At 72.1% G+C, this 15,044-nt stretch carries 14 protein-coding genes and 1 tRNA gene; 5 read left to right on the top strand and 10 right to left on the bottom strand.

Annotated features, from left to right (window positions below):
* Positions 1–284: 284 nt before the first annotated feature.
* Positions 285–1,937, bottom strand: coding sequence for a diguanylate cyclase domain-containing protein (locus ACFZBU_RS37345; protein WP_391588184.1), 1,653 nt, complete (start codon positions 1,935–1,937; stop codon positions 285–287).
* 404 nt (positions 1,938–2,341) lie between these two features.
* Between ACFZBU_RS37345 and ACFZBU_RS37340 the strand changes: the two genes are divergently transcribed.
* Both ACFZBU_RS37340 and ACFZBU_RS37335 read left to right on the top strand, forming a co-directional pair.
* A complete protein-coding gene (locus tag ACFZBU_RS37340) occupies positions 2,342–3,802 on the top strand; it encodes a class I adenylate-forming enzyme family protein (RefSeq protein ID WP_391588183.1) in 1,461 nt (486 codons plus the stop codon).
* Positions 3,803–3,956: 154 nt separating this feature from the next.
* Positions 3,957–4,436 (top strand): flavin reductase family protein, encoded by a 480-nt coding sequence (locus tag ACFZBU_RS37335; protein WP_391588278.1) that lies wholly within the window; start codon positions 3,957–3,959, stop codon positions 4,434–4,436.
* Between the two features lie 16 nt (positions 4,437–4,452).
* Here the strand turns inward: ACFZBU_RS37335 and ACFZBU_RS37330 are convergent, their stop codons facing one another.
* A complete protein-coding gene (locus ACFZBU_RS37330) occupies positions 4,453–5,328 on the bottom strand; it encodes an acyl-CoA thioesterase (protein ID WP_391588182.1) in 876 nt (291 codons plus the stop codon).
* Between the two features lie 71 nt (positions 5,329–5,399).
* Positions 5,400–5,663, bottom strand: a complete 264-nt coding sequence (locus ACFZBU_RS37325) for a GlsB/YeaQ/YmgE family stress response membrane protein (RefSeq protein WP_391588181.1) — start codon at positions 5,661–5,663, stop codon at positions 5,400–5,402.
* A 171-nt stretch (positions 5,664–5,834) separates the two neighbouring features.
* Between ACFZBU_RS37325 and ACFZBU_RS37320 the strand changes: the two genes are divergently transcribed.
* A tRNA-Thr gene (locus tag ACFZBU_RS37320) sits at positions 5,835–5,908 on the top strand.
* A 123-nt stretch (positions 5,909–6,031) separates the two neighbouring features.
* On the opposite strand, the gene ACFZBU_RS37315 is transcribed toward ACFZBU_RS37320, so the two are convergent.
* The gene (locus ACFZBU_RS37315) at positions 6,032–7,057 is read right to left on the bottom strand and encodes a LacI family DNA-binding transcriptional regulator (RefSeq protein ID WP_391588180.1); all 1,026 of its coding nucleotides are present in this window, start codon (positions 7,055–7,057) and stop codon (positions 6,032–6,034) included.
* 236 nt (positions 7,058–7,293) lie between these two features.
* Here ACFZBU_RS37315 and ACFZBU_RS37310 point away from each other — a divergent pair, with 236 nt between their 5' ends.
* Complete coding sequence (locus ACFZBU_RS37310; RefSeq protein ID WP_391588179.1) at positions 7,294–8,403, top strand: ABC transporter ATP-binding protein; 1,110 nt, start codon at positions 7,294–7,296, stop codon at positions 8,401–8,403.
* Positions 8,404–8,744: 341 nt separating this feature from the next.
* Positions 8,745–9,173 (top strand): PPOX class F420-dependent oxidoreductase, encoded by a 429-nt coding sequence (locus ACFZBU_RS37305; RefSeq protein ID WP_391588178.1) that lies wholly within the window; start codon positions 8,745–8,747, stop codon positions 9,171–9,173.
* Positions 9,174–9,247: 74 nt separating this feature from the next.
* On the opposite strand, the gene ACFZBU_RS37300 is transcribed toward ACFZBU_RS37305, so the two are convergent.
* The 6 genes from ACFZBU_RS37300 to ACFZBU_RS37275 form a co-directional block, all read right to left on the bottom strand.
* On the bottom strand, positions 9,248–10,525 hold the full coding sequence (locus ACFZBU_RS37300) for a TQO small subunit DoxD (protein WP_391588177.1): 1,278 nt from the start codon (positions 10,523–10,525) through the stop codon (positions 9,248–9,250).
* Between the two features lie 83 nt (positions 10,526–10,608).
* Positions 10,609–11,586, bottom strand: coding sequence for a 23S rRNA (guanosine(2251)-2'-O)-methyltransferase RlmB (gene rlmB, locus ACFZBU_RS37295; RefSeq protein WP_391588176.1), 978 nt, complete (start codon positions 11,584–11,586; stop codon positions 10,609–10,611).
* Positions 11,587–11,723: 137 nt separating this feature from the next.
* Positions 11,724–13,133 carry a cysteine--tRNA ligase gene (cysS, locus tag ACFZBU_RS37290; protein WP_391588175.1) on the bottom strand — a complete coding sequence of 470 codons (1,410 nt, stop codon included), beginning with the start codon at positions 13,131–13,133 and terminating at the stop codon, positions 11,724–11,726.
* 67 nt (positions 13,134–13,200) lie between these two features.
* Positions 13,201–13,710: a 2-C-methyl-D-erythritol 2,4-cyclodiphosphate synthase gene (gene ispF, locus ACFZBU_RS37285; protein ID WP_391588174.1), complete on the bottom strand. Its 510-nt coding sequence runs from the start codon at positions 13,708–13,710 to the stop codon at positions 13,201–13,203.
* Positions 13,700–14,461, bottom strand: coding sequence for a 2-C-methyl-D-erythritol 4-phosphate cytidylyltransferase (gene ispD / locus ACFZBU_RS37280; protein WP_391588173.1), 762 nt, complete (start codon positions 14,459–14,461; stop codon positions 13,700–13,702). The genes ispF and ispD overlap by 11 nt, the downstream gene beginning before the upstream one ends.
* 93 nt (positions 14,462–14,554) lie before the next feature.
* Complete coding sequence (locus tag ACFZBU_RS37275; protein WP_020552233.1) at positions 14,555–15,037, bottom strand: CarD family transcriptional regulator; 483 nt, start codon at positions 15,035–15,037, stop codon at positions 14,555–14,557.
* Between the last annotated feature and the right edge of the window lie 7 nt (positions 15,038–15,044).

Raw genomic sequence — 15,044 nt, 5'->3', positions numbered from 1 at the left:
AGTCCTCCCTACGTTCGCCAGGCCAATCTTTGTCAATACCAGGCATCACACTAACGGGCGACGGGCGGGGCAAGTGGCGTTGTCCGCGTGACGGGACTGTCACGAAAAGGCCCTACTGATGCGTATGGCGGCCGGGCGCACACCCGCCTGCGGCCCGTCCGCACGCCCGGCGCTCGACCCGAACCATCCATCCGTCGGGTGACCGAATTCACCCGGGACGCCCAATACGTCCGCCGCTGTGGAGCCGGCCCGCGCCGGGGCCGTTCACCGCCCGTCGGCCCCGCTCAGCCCGCCCGACGCTGGGCCCGGTCCCGGCGACGCTTGTTCGCGTACATGTGTTCGTCCGCGATCCGCAGCAGGTCCTCGGGCTCGGCGGCCTCCTCCGCCCAGCCGATCCCGAAGCTCGCGCCCTCCAGCGGCACCGCCAGACCCTCGGCCGGTATCGGCATGGACAGCGCGCGGCGCAGCCGCACCGCCATCTCCTCCGCCTCCTCCCGCCCTATCCCGTCGGCGAGCACGACGAACTCGTCGCCGCCCAGTCGGGCCACCGTGTCGCCCTCGCGCACCGCGGCGGTGAGCCGCTCGGCGACCGCCTTGAGCACCACGTCGCCGATGTGGTGGCCGAAGTTGTCGTTGATGTGCTTGAACCCGTCCAGGTCGCAGAACAGCAGCGCGACGCCCCGGCGTTCGGCGGCGGGCGGCTCGTCCACGACCACGACCGCACCCTCGGGGATGCTCAGGATCGCGCCGGCGGGCATCGCCCACTCGTCCGCGTACGGCTCGCGCACCTCGCCGACCGACCCGACCGACCCGACCGACCCGGCCGGGACCGGCGCGGTGCCGGGCAGCGGGGCGCCCGGGCCGAACCGCGCGGCCAGCCTGGCCCGCAGCTCCCGCCCGTTCGGCAGGCCGGTGAGCGGATCGTGGCTGGCCTCGTGCACGAGCGCCTGTTCGCGCTGCTTGCGGTCCTCGATGTCCTCCACGTGGGTCAACCCGAACCGCAGGTCGCCGAGCCCGTCGGCGACCTGCGAGGTGCGCAACGAGACCCACCGATACGTACCGTCGCTGCGTGCCAGACGCAGCTCGGTACAGCCCGCCACCGGGACCGTCCCGCCCAGGTGCCCGGCGAGCAGCGGCCGATCCTCCGGGTGTGCCAAGGCGCCGAGCCCGAGCCGCTTGAGCACCGGCGCCGGGTAGCCCAGCATCCGACACAGCGCGTCGTTGGCACGCAGCAGTTGGCCCTGTTCGTGCCCGCGCACCCCGGTCATCACCATGCCGCTGGGGGCGTACTCGAAGGCCTGTCGAAAACTCTCCTCGCTGGCCCGCAGCGCCAACTGCTCGCGCTCCAGCCGGGCCACCGCGCGCTGCATGTCGCTGCGCAGCCGCGCGTTGTCCACCGCGATCGCCGCCTGCGCGGCGAACATCCCCAGCACCTCGCGCCGCCAGGGGGCCGGCCGCAGCCCGTCCACCGGCAGGTCCACCGACAACACGCCGACCAGGTCGCCCTCGGGCGTGTGCAGCGGCGCGAGCAGCGCATCGCGCGGATGCCACGCCTCGGGGTGGTCGCCGATCGGCAGGTCGGGGATCCAACTCGGGACGTCCCCCACGTCGGCCAGCCCCGAGCGGTGCCCGAGGAAGCGCAGCGGTCCCCACGGCTCGGCGGCGGCCAGGATGCGATCCCAGCCCTCCCGCGAACCGATCTGGCCGGCCATCGCCTTGCGCAGCTCGTCGTTGCCGGCCACCGCCGCGACCTCCAGGTCGCCGTCGGCGCGGACGAGATTGACCGCAGCGACCCCGAACCCGAGGCCCGAAACCACGCCGTCGACGACGGCTTGGAGGGTGTCCTTGAGGTCGCGCGTGGCGTTCAGGTCGGCGACGACGCGGTTCAAAAGGCGCAAAGTCGCCAACCGGACGTGGGTCTCCGTCTCGGCTGTCATGGGTCTCCCCCAGGGGTCGACGCCGGTGTCTTCTGAACAGATATCGTCCGTTTACCAGAGAAACTGAATCACAGCGGGCTTCGTATTGGCGACGTTCCGTCATCGATCAGACTGTCACTGTGAGCCACCTCACGCTTCATACCGTATCGAGTCGGACCGCCGAGCCGCCCCGGAATCGCTCCCTCCGCCAGCATCCACCGGGCATCGTACGAGGCGGGGGCCCATTTTCGGGCACTAACCCCAGGGTTCGCCGAGTCGACCTGACGACCAATCAGATTCCGAACGGGTGCTTCGCTATGCGTCAGCGAGCTGAGGCACAGTCGATCCGGAGCAAGATCACGGGCGGCTCTTCCCAGTGGGCATACGAAGTCCCTACGGTACGTCCGTCAGGTTTCCGTACGATCTTGCGCGCACGTCGCGAAGGCCGGTACGACGAATACAACGGCGCGTCGAACGACGGGGGTGGGGCGATGACCGGTCTGGTCGTCGGGGAGGTCTTCGCGAACGCGGCCCGGGCCGTCCCGGACCGGCCCGCGGTCGTGCTCGGCGAGCGCGCGCTGACCTTCGCCGAACTGGACGCGGCGGCCGAACTCGGCCTGCGCCGGCTGCTCGCCCTGGGCCTCGCGGCCGGCGACCGGGTCGGCTGCGGCCCGATCTCCACCGGTGCGGGCATCGCGGCGGTCCCGCTGTTCGCCGCGCTCGCCCGGCTGGGCGCGGTGCTGGTGCCCGCCGACCCCGAACACCCCGACGCCTTTGCGCCCGCCCTGGTCCTGGCCACGGCCGAACAGGCCGACGCGCTGATCGCCGACCTCGACGACGAGGACCCCGAGGACCTGCCGGAGCCGCCGGACGTCGAACCGGCCGAGACCGACCCGTTCCTGATCGCGCCGGCCGGCCGACGCGGCGTGCTGCTGTCGCACCGGGTGCTGGTGCTGCGCTCGCACCCGGGCGCACTCGCCGAGCCGCGCGGGACACACGTGCTCGCGGCCGACCTGGCCGACGGCCGGTCCTGGACGCTCGCACTCGCCCAATGGCACGCCCGGGACACCCTGGTCCTGGTGCCCGGCGGCGATCCGACCGCCCTGCGCGCGGCGGTGCGCGAACACGCCGCGACCCGGCTCACCGCCACCCCCGCCGTGTGGCGTGCCCTGGCCGAGACCGAGGCCGAGCAGCCCGCCGCCGACGAGGTGCTGGACACGCTGCGCTACGCCGACACCGAGCCGACCGAGGCCGCCGTACTCGCGGACATCGCCCGGATCGCACCGAACGCGAGCGTGCGGGTCGTGCACGACACGCCCGAGACCGGCCCGCTCACCGCGCTGACCGGCCCGGAGGCGTTCGCCCACCCCGGCGCCTGCGGGATCCCCGGCCCGCTGCACTACGTCGCGCTCGACCCGGACGGCGAGATGTGCGTGCGCGGACCACTGCTGTTCGACGGCTACGCCGACGACCCGGCGGCCACGACCGAGGTGCTCGCCGAGGGCTGGTACCGCACCGGCGACCTGGCCGTGCTCGACGAGACCTCCGGCGTCCTGACCGTGACCGGCCGGGCGGCCGAGCTGATCCGGGTCGGCACCGGAACGGTGGGCCCGGGCGAGGTGGAGCGGGTCCTCAAGGCCCACCCGGACGTCCGCGACGTGGCGGTCATCGGCCTGCCGCACCCCACCGACGGCCACGTGCTCGGCGCCGTGGTGGTCGCCGAGGACCCCGCCCGGGTCCCGGGCCCCGGCGCCCTGCGCACCGCCTGCGCCGAGGCCGGCCTGGCCGAGCACAAGCGCCCGGTACGCGTCTTCTACGCCGACGAACTGCCCTCCGGAGCCGGCCGCCGCGAGGACCTGACCCGGGAGATCACCGCAGGCCGCTGACCGGGGCCGGCGGCGCCGCGTGGACCCGCCCGCCCCCGGGCGATCGCACGTGGGTGGCGAGGTCGATCCCGGACCCGGCGGCCGGGCCGCCTACCCTGGACCCGTGTCCCAGCCCCTGCCGCCGCCCGTCGACGAAGTCGCCTTCAGGGCCGCAATGTCCCGATTCGCCGCCGGCGTGGTGCTGCTCACCGCCGTCGAGGGCGACCCCGACGACGGCGGTCCCGTGGACGACGTGGGAATGACCGCGACCGCGTTCATGTCGGTGTCCCTGGACCCGCCGCTGGTGCTGATCAGCCTGCGCCGCGAGGCCCGGATGCGTGACGTGCTGGACGAGCAGCCGCTGTGGGCGGTGTCGCTGCTCTCGCAGAGCCAACGGCACATCGCCGGCCGCTTCGCGATCCCCGGCCGGATCAGCGACCGACTGATGTTCGCCGACATCCCGCACCGCCGCGGCCCGATCTCCGGCGCCGCGCTGGTCGGCGGCGCCCTGGCCACCCTGGAATGCCGCACCCACGAGGTGGTCGAGGCCGGCGACCACATCCTGTACGTCGGCACGGTGCTCGACGTGGAGCTGCCCAGCCCGGAGGGCCCGCCGCTGCTGCACTTTCGGGGCCGCTACCAGAGCCTGGGCTGAGCCCGGCGCGGCGGCCTCAGGGCCGCGGGCCGGGCCGCATCAGGCCGTCCGCAGTCACCGAGGCCACCAGGCGTCCGGCCCGGGTGAACACCCGGATCCGCCCGTGCATGCGCCCGTCGCCCGCGTACTCGCTCGCACATCGCAGCAGCAGCCACTCGTGCGCCGAGAACTCCTCGTGAAAGGTGATGTTCTGGGCCAGCGCCACCGACATCGACCGCCCGCCGCGCCGCTCGATCTCGGCGCGCGGATACGGCCGCAGCGCCACCGGACCCAGGAAGCCCTCGGTCGTCCAGGCCAGGATCGCCCGGGCCATGGTCGCGGTGTCCTCGACCCGCGCGCACCGCGTCCACAGGTCCAGCCGCGGCGGCCCGGCCAGTTCCGGGGCCAACGCGGCCGACCCGCCCGCCGTGCGCACCTCCCACGGCAACATCGGCACCGGCAACTCGGCGCACTCCTCGGGCCCCGGCACCTGCACCGGCAACGGGTCGGCGTGCCGGACCAGTTCGGGGCCGCGCACGCCGAGCGTCACGAACGCCCGGTAGTGCTCGTGCGCGCCCTGGCGAAAGCCGACCTGGAGCATGGCCGCCGACCGGCCCTGATGCAGCGTCTCGACCCGCACCTCGACCGGCTCGGCCGGATCGCCCGCCCGGGGGAACACGCCCTGGAGCGTGTGCACCGCCATGTGCGGAACCACCCGTTCGGCCGCCACCACCGTCTGCGCCAGCACCTGCGCGCCCAGCGTGCGCGGGATCGGGGTCACGATGTTGCGCGCCCGGAAGGTGACCACCGCGCCGGGCCCGCCCGGGTCCGCGGGCCCCACCGGAGCCAACTCCAGCGCATCCACCAGGTCGTCCGTCGCGATGCTCGGCCACATCGACACTCCACCAGCCATGCCCGCATGATCGCAGCCCGCCGGGGCGCGGGCGGCAGCGCCCCTGACGGATCGTCAGTTCCGGGTCGCGGTCAGCGTCGCGCACCCCTTCCGGTGAACTTCACGACCAGCGACACCAGGAACGCGGCCACCGCGATGCTGATGATCCACCGGAGCCAGTCGATTCCCCTGGTTTCCTCGACACCGAGCCCGGCGGCGATGCCGTAGCCGATCAGCGTGCCCGCGATGCCCACCGCCATCGTGGCCAGGAAGCCGATCTTCTGTTTGCCGGGGAGGAAGAGCCGCCCCAGCGCGCCGATGATGATGCCGGCGATGATCAAACCAACGAACGTCACGGGTTCCTCCAGCCGGCGGCAGTCGAACAAATCACCTCGACCCGGACTTTTCCGGGCAGGTGTCTCCTGTTCCCCACGATCACCACGCGTTAACGCGAACACACCCGAGCCACAAAGGCCTAAGGTGGTTGCGCCTGCCGGGTGGCCACGGTGCAAAATGGTCCGGTACACGCCCCGATAGCTCAGTTGGCCAGAGCACGCGCCTTGTAAGCGCGGGGTCGTCGGTTCGAACCCGACTCGGGGCTCACAGGGCCACCGGCCTGCGGAAACGCGGCCGGTGGCCCGTTTTCGTGGTGGGCACATCGGTGCCACAGCACGCGCCTGGCGGGAGGTTTGCCTGCCGGACACGGCCTAGCCTGCGATTTCGCCTACGGACGGCGGAGGATGTCCGGCGCCGGGCCGGTGGAGGCCCGGACGACCAGTTCCGGGCGGTAGATCAGTTCGGTCCGCGGTGCCCGGGCCCCGCCGATCTCGTCGAGCAGCGCTCGCACCGCCGCCGCACCCATCGCCTGTACCGCCTGGCGCACCGTGGTCAGCGGCGGATCGGTGAACGCCACCAGCGGCGAGTCGTCGTAGCCCACCACCGAGACGTCCTGCGGCACCCGCAGGCCGCGCTCGCGCGCCGCCCGCACGGCGCCGAGCGCCATCAGGTCGCTGCCGCACACGATGGCCGTCGCCCCCCGCTCCCACAGTGCGCCGGCCGCCGCCTGCCCACCCTCGACCGAGAACAGCGACCGCTCGATCCAGCCGTCCGCGTCCTCGACCCCGAACCGCTCGGCGAGCCCGCGCCGAAAGCCGGCGATCTTGCGCGCGGTGGGCACGTACCGCTCCGGTCCGACCGCGAGCCCGATCGCGGTGTGCCGCAGCGAGGCCAGGTGCCCTATCGCCAACTCCACCGCGACCGCCTCGTCGCTGGAGATGAACGGCGCGTCCACGCCCGGCGCGAAGCCGTTGACGAACACCATCGGCAGGCCGCGCTCGACCAGGCGCAGATAGCGGGACAGGTCCGCGCCCGAGTCCGAGTGCAGTCCGGAGACGAACACGATCCCGGACACCCCGCGCTCCAGGAGCAGTTCGGTGTAGTCGTCCTCGGTGACCCCGCCCGGGGTCTGGGTGCACAACACCGGCGTGTACCCGTGGTGCGCCAACGCCCGCTCGATGACCTGCGCGAACGCCGGGAAGATCGGGTTGTCCAACTCCGGGAGCATCAACCCGACCAGGCCCGCACTGCGGCGTCGAAGCCGGGCGGGCCGTTCGTATCCGAGCACGTCGAGAGCGGTCAGGACGGCCCGCCGAGTGTCGTCCGCGACTCCGGGTTTGCTGTTGAGCACCCGGCTCACGGTCGCCTCGCTGACCCCTGCCTGCGTTGCGATGTCCGCCAGCCGAGCCTTCATGCCCCGCAGCCTAGTGAGACTTTCAGCAGGATTTCGCAGGGCTTTGCGGGGCACGCAAAACATTTCCGGCGATCCCGACTGCTGACAGATGCCGTGCGCCCGGGTACGGTGATCGCAGTCCATCAAGAATGGACTAGACCACTTGCCCAGCGCGACACACGGGCAATCTGCACCGGGTACTTCACCCTCCACTCGGATCGTCCGGCACGTTCCTGCCGGTGGAAGGACACATCACCATGGCCACGGTCAGCTACAAGCAGGCGACCTGTACCTACAAGGGCGCCGAGCGCCCGTCCGTCAACGCGCTGGACCTGGAGATCGCGGACGGCGAGTTCCTGGTTCTGGTCGGTCCCTCCGGCTGCGGAAAGTCCACCTCCCTGCGCATGCTCGCGGGTCTCGAGGAGGTCACCGGCGGCTCGATCCACATCGGCGACCGCGAGGTCACCAACCTGGAGCCCAAGGACCGCGACATCGCGATGGTGTTCCAGAACTACGCGCTGTACCCGCACATGACGGTCGCCGAGAACATGGGCTTCGCGCTCAAGATCGCCGGCATCGACAAGAAGCAGATCCGCGCGAAGGTCGAAGAGGCCGCGAAGATCCTCGACCTCACCGAGTACCTGGACCGCAAGCCGAAGGCGCTCTCCGGCGGTCAGCGTCAGCGCGTCGCGATGGGCCGCGCGATCGTCCGCGAGCCGCAGGTCTTCCTGATGGACGAGCCGCTGTCCAACCTGGACGCCAAGCTCCGCGTGCAGACCCGTACCCAGATCGCCGGCCTGCAGCGCCGCCTGGGCATCACCACCGTGTACGTCACGCACGACCAGGTCGAGGCGATGACCATGGGCGACCGCGTCGCGGTGCTCAAGGACGGTCTCCTCCAGCAGGTCGACACCCCGCGCAATATGTACGACCGCCCGGCCAACGTGTTCGTGGCCGGCTTCATCGGCTCGCCCGCGATGAACCTGATCGAGGTCGACCTCGCCGAGGACGGCATCCGCTTCGGCGACGCGGTCGTACCGGTCTCCCGCGAGGCCCGCGAGGCGGCCGTCGCCGAGGGCGCGAAGAAGGTCACCCTGGGCGTGCGCCCCGAGCACCTGAAGATCAACTCGGCCGAGGGCCTGTCCAAGGACAGCAAGGGCCTCGCGGTCTCGGTGGACGTGGTCGAGGAACTCGGCTCGGACGCCTTCGTCTACGGCTCGGTCACCATCGACGGCGAGACCAAGCCCCTGGTCGTCCGCGTGCCCGGCCGTGACGTGCCGGAGAAGGGCGGCGTCCTGCACGTGGTCCCGACCGGCGGCGAGACGCACCTGTTCTCGACGAAGACCGGCGAGCGCCTGCACGACTGATCGGATCGTCGGGCGACTTGGTCGCGGGTCCGCGCGGGGCGCGCGAGGTGCGCGTCTCGCGCGGGTGCGCGGGGCGCGCGCCACGAACACGGGCCGACCGGAGTCGCGGGCGCGACCGGCCCGGGCGGCCGGAGTCGTGGGCGCAACGTTGCTTCTTGTCGGGCGACTTCGCCGCCGGCTCGCGAGGCGCCGCTTTTTCTCTCCCCGCTTCGCTCCTCCGAGAAAAAGCGGTCCCTCGCTCGTGACTTCGTAGCCCTCCGCTTTGGGCTCGCCTCGATCCCGTGCGGTCGGCGCTGGTGGCGTTGGATCGGTTTCGGGGTGGGAGCGGGCAGACTCGGGGGATGGAGCGGATGACCGAGACCCAATGGCGGGCCTTCTTGTTGGCCGGGCCGCGCACCGGGAAGCTGGCCACCGTACGTGTCGACGGCCGACCGCACGTGGCGCCGATCTGGTTCGATCTCGACGATCGGGGCGACACCGTCGAACTCGTCTTCACCACGTTCGCGTCCTCGGTCAAGGGTCGTAACCTCGCCAACGACCCGCGGGTGAGCCTGTGTGTGGACGACGACCGGCCGCCGTATGCGTACGTCGTGGTCGAGGGTGAGGCTCGGATCTCGGCGGACCCGGCCGACCTGCGGATCTGGCCGAGTCGCATCGCCGCGCGGTACATGGGCGCGGACAAGGTGGTCGACCGGGAGCCGGTCGACGGCGAACAGGTCGTCCATGTGCACATCCACCACGTGGTCGCGGACCGGAACATCACCGGCTGACCACGACCGGACAGGACACCGCGCCGGGGCCCGCACACGATGCGGGCCCCGGCGCGGTGTCGTGCCTTCGGGGGTCAGCCGAGCAGGCCGCCCAGCGGTTTGCCGGCGGCGGGGGCGCCCACGCCGGAGGAGCCCGCGGTCGAACCCGTGGAGCCGGCCGACCCGGCGGACGACGTCGAGGGCCGGGCCGACTTCTTCTCCGTACCGGCCTCGGGGGAAGCCGACTTGGCCGTGCCCGTGCCGGCCCTGGTGGTGGGCGGCGGGGTGTTCGTCGCGCGCGGCGTGTTCTGCGGCTGTGCGTTCTCCCGGCCGCCCGGCGCGGGCGCCGCCGAGGGCTCGGTCACCGGCGGCCGCGGTTGGGTCGCCACCGCGGCGCCGGGCTGCCCGGTCGCGGGAGCGGCCGGGGCGATGGAGGCGGCAGGTCCCTCTCGGTCGCCGACGCGGCCGGTGTCCGACTCGTCGAGGTGCCGGTGCCCGCCGCCGAGCAACGAGCCGGCGAGCAGCGTCGCGCCGACCCCCGCGCAGGCGAGCATCGAGCCGTAGCCGAGCTTGCGCCGCCGCGCCCGCACGGGAGTGATGATCGGGCCGCGCCAGGTGCGCAGCGACAACCACGCGTCCGCCGAGTACATCGGCGCTCCCGCCAGCGCCAGCGGGCTGAACGCGGCCAGAAAGACCACGTAGGGCGCGTGATAGGGCGAGGAGCCGGTGCCCACCGCGATCAGCACGCCCAGCGACAGGAGCATGCCGAGCAGGCCCGCGAGCCGGGTCCACAACCCCAGCATGACCGCGAAGCCGACCACCACCTGCCCGAACGCGAACAGCAGGCCGGCCGCGATCGCGTGGTCGGCGGCCAGGTCCATCACCGACGGCGACAGGCTGCCCTCGCGCAGCACTCCGATCCGATGCCCGAACGAGTCGGTCGAGCTCGGGTCCAGGAAGCCCGGTGCGTAGAGCTTGCGCAGCCCCTCGACGAGGAACGCCCCGCCCAGGAACAGTCGCAGCGGCAACAGCACCGTGCCGCCCTGGAGGGTCGCCCGGCGCGCGTGCGCGGGCACCGGCGTCGCGGTGCCGTCCCGCTCACGCCCGGCGCCCGGCTCGCGACGCGCCGGCGGCACCCGCCGCCGGGGTGCGTCGTCCCGGATCACCGGCAGCCGTGTGGTGGCGTCGTCCGCCGCTCCACTCGCTCCGGGCGCGGGCTTGCCGGCGCCGCCGGTCCGGGGACCGCCGATCACCACCCGCAAGGTCTTCGTGGGAGTGGCGAGCGACGCCGGATCGCCGGGGTCGCGCACCGCCGAGGGCGAGGGCAACAGCCCGACAGCACCGCCGAAGCTGCCTTCCGTTCTGGTGTCCACGCATCAATAACCGCGCGAGGTCCCCCGAGGATGCGGCCCTTCGCGTATTACCCGATGCGGGCACATACCGCCCCCGTGCAGCGCTACACTGCGCGCCGCCTGGCCACCTCGTAGAGCACGATGCTCGCCGCGACACCGGCGTTGAGCGACTCGTTGCCGCCCGCCATCGGGATCCGCACGGTGATGTCGCAGGTCTCCTGGACCAGCCGGCCCAGGCCCTTGCCCTCGGAACCGACGACCACCACGATCGGGTCGGTCGCCGCGGCCAGCTCCTCCAGCGAGATGTCCCCGTCGGCGGCGAGGCCGACCACGGTCAGGCCCGCCTTCTTGTACGCCTCCAGGGCGCGGGTCAGGTTGGCCGCCCGGGCCACCGGCACCCGGGTGGCGGCCCCCGCCGAGGACTTCCAGGCGCCCGCGGTCATCCCGGCCGCCCGCCGCTCCGGCACGACCACGCCGTGGCCGCCGAAGGCCGCCGCGGAGCGGATCACCGCACCGAGGTTGCGCGGATCGGTGACGCTGTCGAGCGCGACGATGATCGGCGTCTCGCCGCGGTCGTGCGCCTCGACCACCAGGTCGTCCGGGTGCGCGTACTCGTACGGCGGCATCTGGAGCACCAGACCCTGATGGATCGCGCCGTCGGTCATCCGGTCCAGCTCGGGACGCGGGATCTCCATCAGCGGGATGCCCCGGACGTTGGCGATCTTCATCGCCTCGCGCACCCGGTCGTCGCTGTCGATGTACTGCGCGATGAACAGCGACGTGGCCGGTGCGTCGGCGCGCAGCACCTCGAGCACCGAGTTGCGGCCCGCGACCAGCTCGTTCGAGCTCTTGCCGCCGCGTCCGGGACGACCGCCGGGGGCCCGGCGGGCGGCCGGCGCCGCGGCCTTGCGCTTGGCGGCGGCGTTGGCGGCGCGCTGCTTGGCGTGCCCCTTGCGCATCTCCGCGGGCGGCGTCGGTCCCTTGCCCTTGAGCGCCCGGCGGCTGTGCCCACCAGTACCGACCGAGGGCCCCTTCTTGCTTCCCTCGTTGCGCTTGTTACGGCGCTCCGTGTTGCCGGCCATGACGGGTACATCCCTTCGTTGCGATCCCCGGCCGCTCCGGAGGGCGACCGCCACTACAACCGTACGGCCGGCCCGCCACCTCGTGGCGATCCGGCCGTACGGCACGTTCTCGTCGGGCCCGGCGGGCCCTTGTCGGCTCAGTCCCGGTGCAGCGTCCACCGGGGGCCGTCGGGGGTGTCCTCGACCACGACCCCGGCAGCCGTGAGGCTGTCCCGGACCGCGTCCGCCGCGGCGTAGTCCTTGCGGGCCCGCGCGGCCTCGCGCTGCTGGAGCGCGAGCTTGACCAGGTGGTCGACCACCCCGCGCAGCTCGTCCGAACGACCGGCCGAGGCGCCCGCCGTCCACTGCTCCGACAGCGGGTCCATGCCGAGCACGCCCAGCATCGCCCGGATGTCCGCCGCATGCCGCACGACGGCGTCCTTGTCGCCCGCCGCCAGTGCGGTGTTGCCGTCGCGCACGGTGTTGTGCACGATCGCCATCGCCTGCGGCACGCCCAGGTCGTCGTCCATCGCCGCCGCGAACACCGCCGGCACCTGCGCCGCCGGTTCGATCACCCCGGTCTGCTCGCCCGCGCGCTCGAGGAAACCCTCGATCCGCCCGAACGAGACCTCGGCCTCGCGCAGGGCCTCCTCGCTGTACTCGATCATCGACCGGTAGTGCGGGGTGGCCAGGTAGTACCGCAGGACCAGCGGCGACCAGCGCTTGAGCATCTCCGTCACGAGCACGGAGTTGCCGAGCGACTTGCTCATCTTCTCACCGCTGAGGGTGACCCATGCGTTGTGCATCCAGTAGTTGGCGAACGGGTCGCCCGCCGCCTTGGACTGGGCGATCTCGTTCTCGTGGTGCGGGAACACCAGGTCGAGCCCGCCGCCGTGGATGTCGAACGCGGGCCCCAGGTACTTGTGCGCCATCGCGGAGCACTCCAGGTGCCAGCCCGGACGACCCTGCCCCCACGGGGTCTCCCACGAGGGCTCGCCGGGCTTGGCCGACTTCCACAGCGCGAAGTCGCGCCGATCCCGCTTGCCGGCCGCCCCCGCGCCCGCGTCCTCCGCCTCGCGCATCGCGTCCGGCTTCTGACCCGAAAGCGCGCCGTAGGCGGGGAACGAGGACACGTCGAAGTACACGTCGCCGCCGGACGGGTAGGCGTGCCCCGTGGCGATCAGCCGCTCCATCATCGCGATCATCTCGGGGATGTGCCCGGTCGCCCGCGGCTCCACCGTCGAGGGCAGGCAGCCGAGCGCGGTGTAGGCGTCCGCGAAGGCACGCTCGTTGGTCTGGGCGAGCTGCCAGTGCGGAATCTCCTGCATGCACGACTTCGCGATGATCTTGTCGTCGATGTCGGTGACGTTGCGGCAGAACACGACGTTGTTGCCGCGGTGGGCGAACCACCGGCGCAGCACGTCGAAGTTCAGCCCCGATCGGATGTGCCCGATGTGCGGCGGTGCCTGCACGGTGGCACCACACAAGTAGATCGAGACCTGTCCCTCGACAAGCGGCACGAAGTCCCGGACCGTGCGGGTGCTGGTGTCGTACAGGCGCATGCTCACACGCGCAAGCTTAGAGTGTCGGGGCGGCGCGGCGTTCCCCGTTATCCCTCGGTTCGAACAACGATCGTCACCGGTGGACTCCGGTCGCCACCACCAGCGCGGTGGCGATCGCGGCCACTCCCTCGGCCCGCCCGGTCAGCCCGAGCCCGTCGGTGGTGGTGCCCGACACCGACACCGGCGCACCGACCGCGGCCGACAGCGCGGCCTCGGCCTCGGCCCGGCGCCGGCCCACCTTCGGCCGCACCCCGATCACCTGGACCGCGACGTTGCCGATCTCGAATCCGGCGGCCCGCACCAGTCGCGCCGCCTCGGTCAACAGCGTCACCCCGGACGCTCCCGACCACTGTGGCCGCGAGGTGCCGAAGTGTGCGCCCAAGTCGCCGATCCCGGCCGCCGAGAACAACGCGTCGCACGCGGCGTGCGCGACCACGTCGGCGTCCGAGTGTCCGGCCAGCCCGGTCTCCCCGGGCCAGTGCAGACCGGCCACCCACAACTCTCGGCCCTCTTCGAAGGCGTGCACGTCCACCCCGATGCCGGTGCGGGGCAGCCCGACCGGGGTGGTGTGTTCACCGGACAACGTCGATCTCCGTACCCTCCGCGCCGATCGCCGGCCCGTCCGCCGCCTCCGCGCGGCGCGCCAACAGCGCGCCGGCGAGCAGCAGGTCGAACGGGCGGGTCACCTTGAACGCCTCTTCCGAACCGGGCACCACCACGACCGTGCCGCCGAGGCGTTCGACCATGCCCGCGTCGTCGGTGGCACCTTCCCCGCCGAATCCGCCTGCCTCGGCGTGCGCGCGCGCCAACACGGCCCGCCGAAAGCCCTGCGGGGTCTGTACGGCACGCAGCAGCAACCGGTCGACCGTGCGCACCACCGTCTCCGCACCGTCGACCGAGGAAACCTCTTTGACCGTGTCCACCACGGGCATGGCGGGCACCACCGCGTCGGCCCCGTCGGCGACGGCGGCGATCACCGCCTCCACCACCCGGGCCGGCACGAACGGCCGCGCAGCGTCGTGCACGAGCACGACGTCGTGCTCGGGCGACACGGCAGCCAGCGCCAATCGCACCGATTCCTGGCGTGTCGCACCGCCTGCGACCACCCTTACGGGTGATTCCGCAGGCAAATGCGCACGCAAAAGTTCCCGGACACCGGCGACACCGTCCGGCGGAGCGGCGACCACGACCGCGGTTACCCCGCGGGCGGCCAACAGCGACCGGACGGCGTGCACCAGCATCGGGATGTCCCCAAGCTCACGCAACGCCTTGGGCGCACCGGGACCGAGCCGTTCACCACGCCCTGCAGCGGGCACAAGGACCGCAGCGTTCAACTAAGTCCCCTCAAACCACCCGGGCGCCGACGCCATGTGGCGTCGACACCGCACCGGCGGATCCGTCCGTCATCGACGGGCGGATCCTACGGCTCAGGAAGCCAGAACCTCGTCGAGGATGGCCTCGGCCTTGTCCTCGTTCGTGTTCTCGGCAAGCGCCAACTCGCTCACCAAGATCTGCCGAGCCTTTGCCAGCATGCGCTTTTCGCCTGCCGACAGGCCGCGGTCACGCTCGCGGCGCCATAGATCGCGCACGACCTCCGCGACCTTGATAACGTCACCGGAAGCGAGCTTTTCCAAGTTCGCCTTGTAACGTCGTGACCAGTTCGTCGGTTCCTCGGTGTGCGGAGCGCGCAGCACCTCGAAGACGCGGTCGAGCCCTTCCTGGCCCACCACGTCCCGAACACCGACGAACTCCGCGTTGTCCGCAGGCACGCGGACGGTCAAATCACCCTGGGCGACCTTCAACACCAGATAGGTCTTGTCCACACCCTTGATCGTGCGCTGCTCGATCGCCTCGATCAGCGCGGCCCCGTGATGGGGGTAGACCACGGTGTCGCCAACCTTGAACGTCATGTGACAG

This window comes from Embleya sp. NPDC008237, assembly GCF_042956465.1.
Taxonomy (GTDB): Bacteria; Actinomycetota; Actinomycetes; order Streptomycetales; family Streptomycetaceae; genus Embleya.
This window is presented reverse-complemented; position numbering and strand designations above follow the sequence as displayed.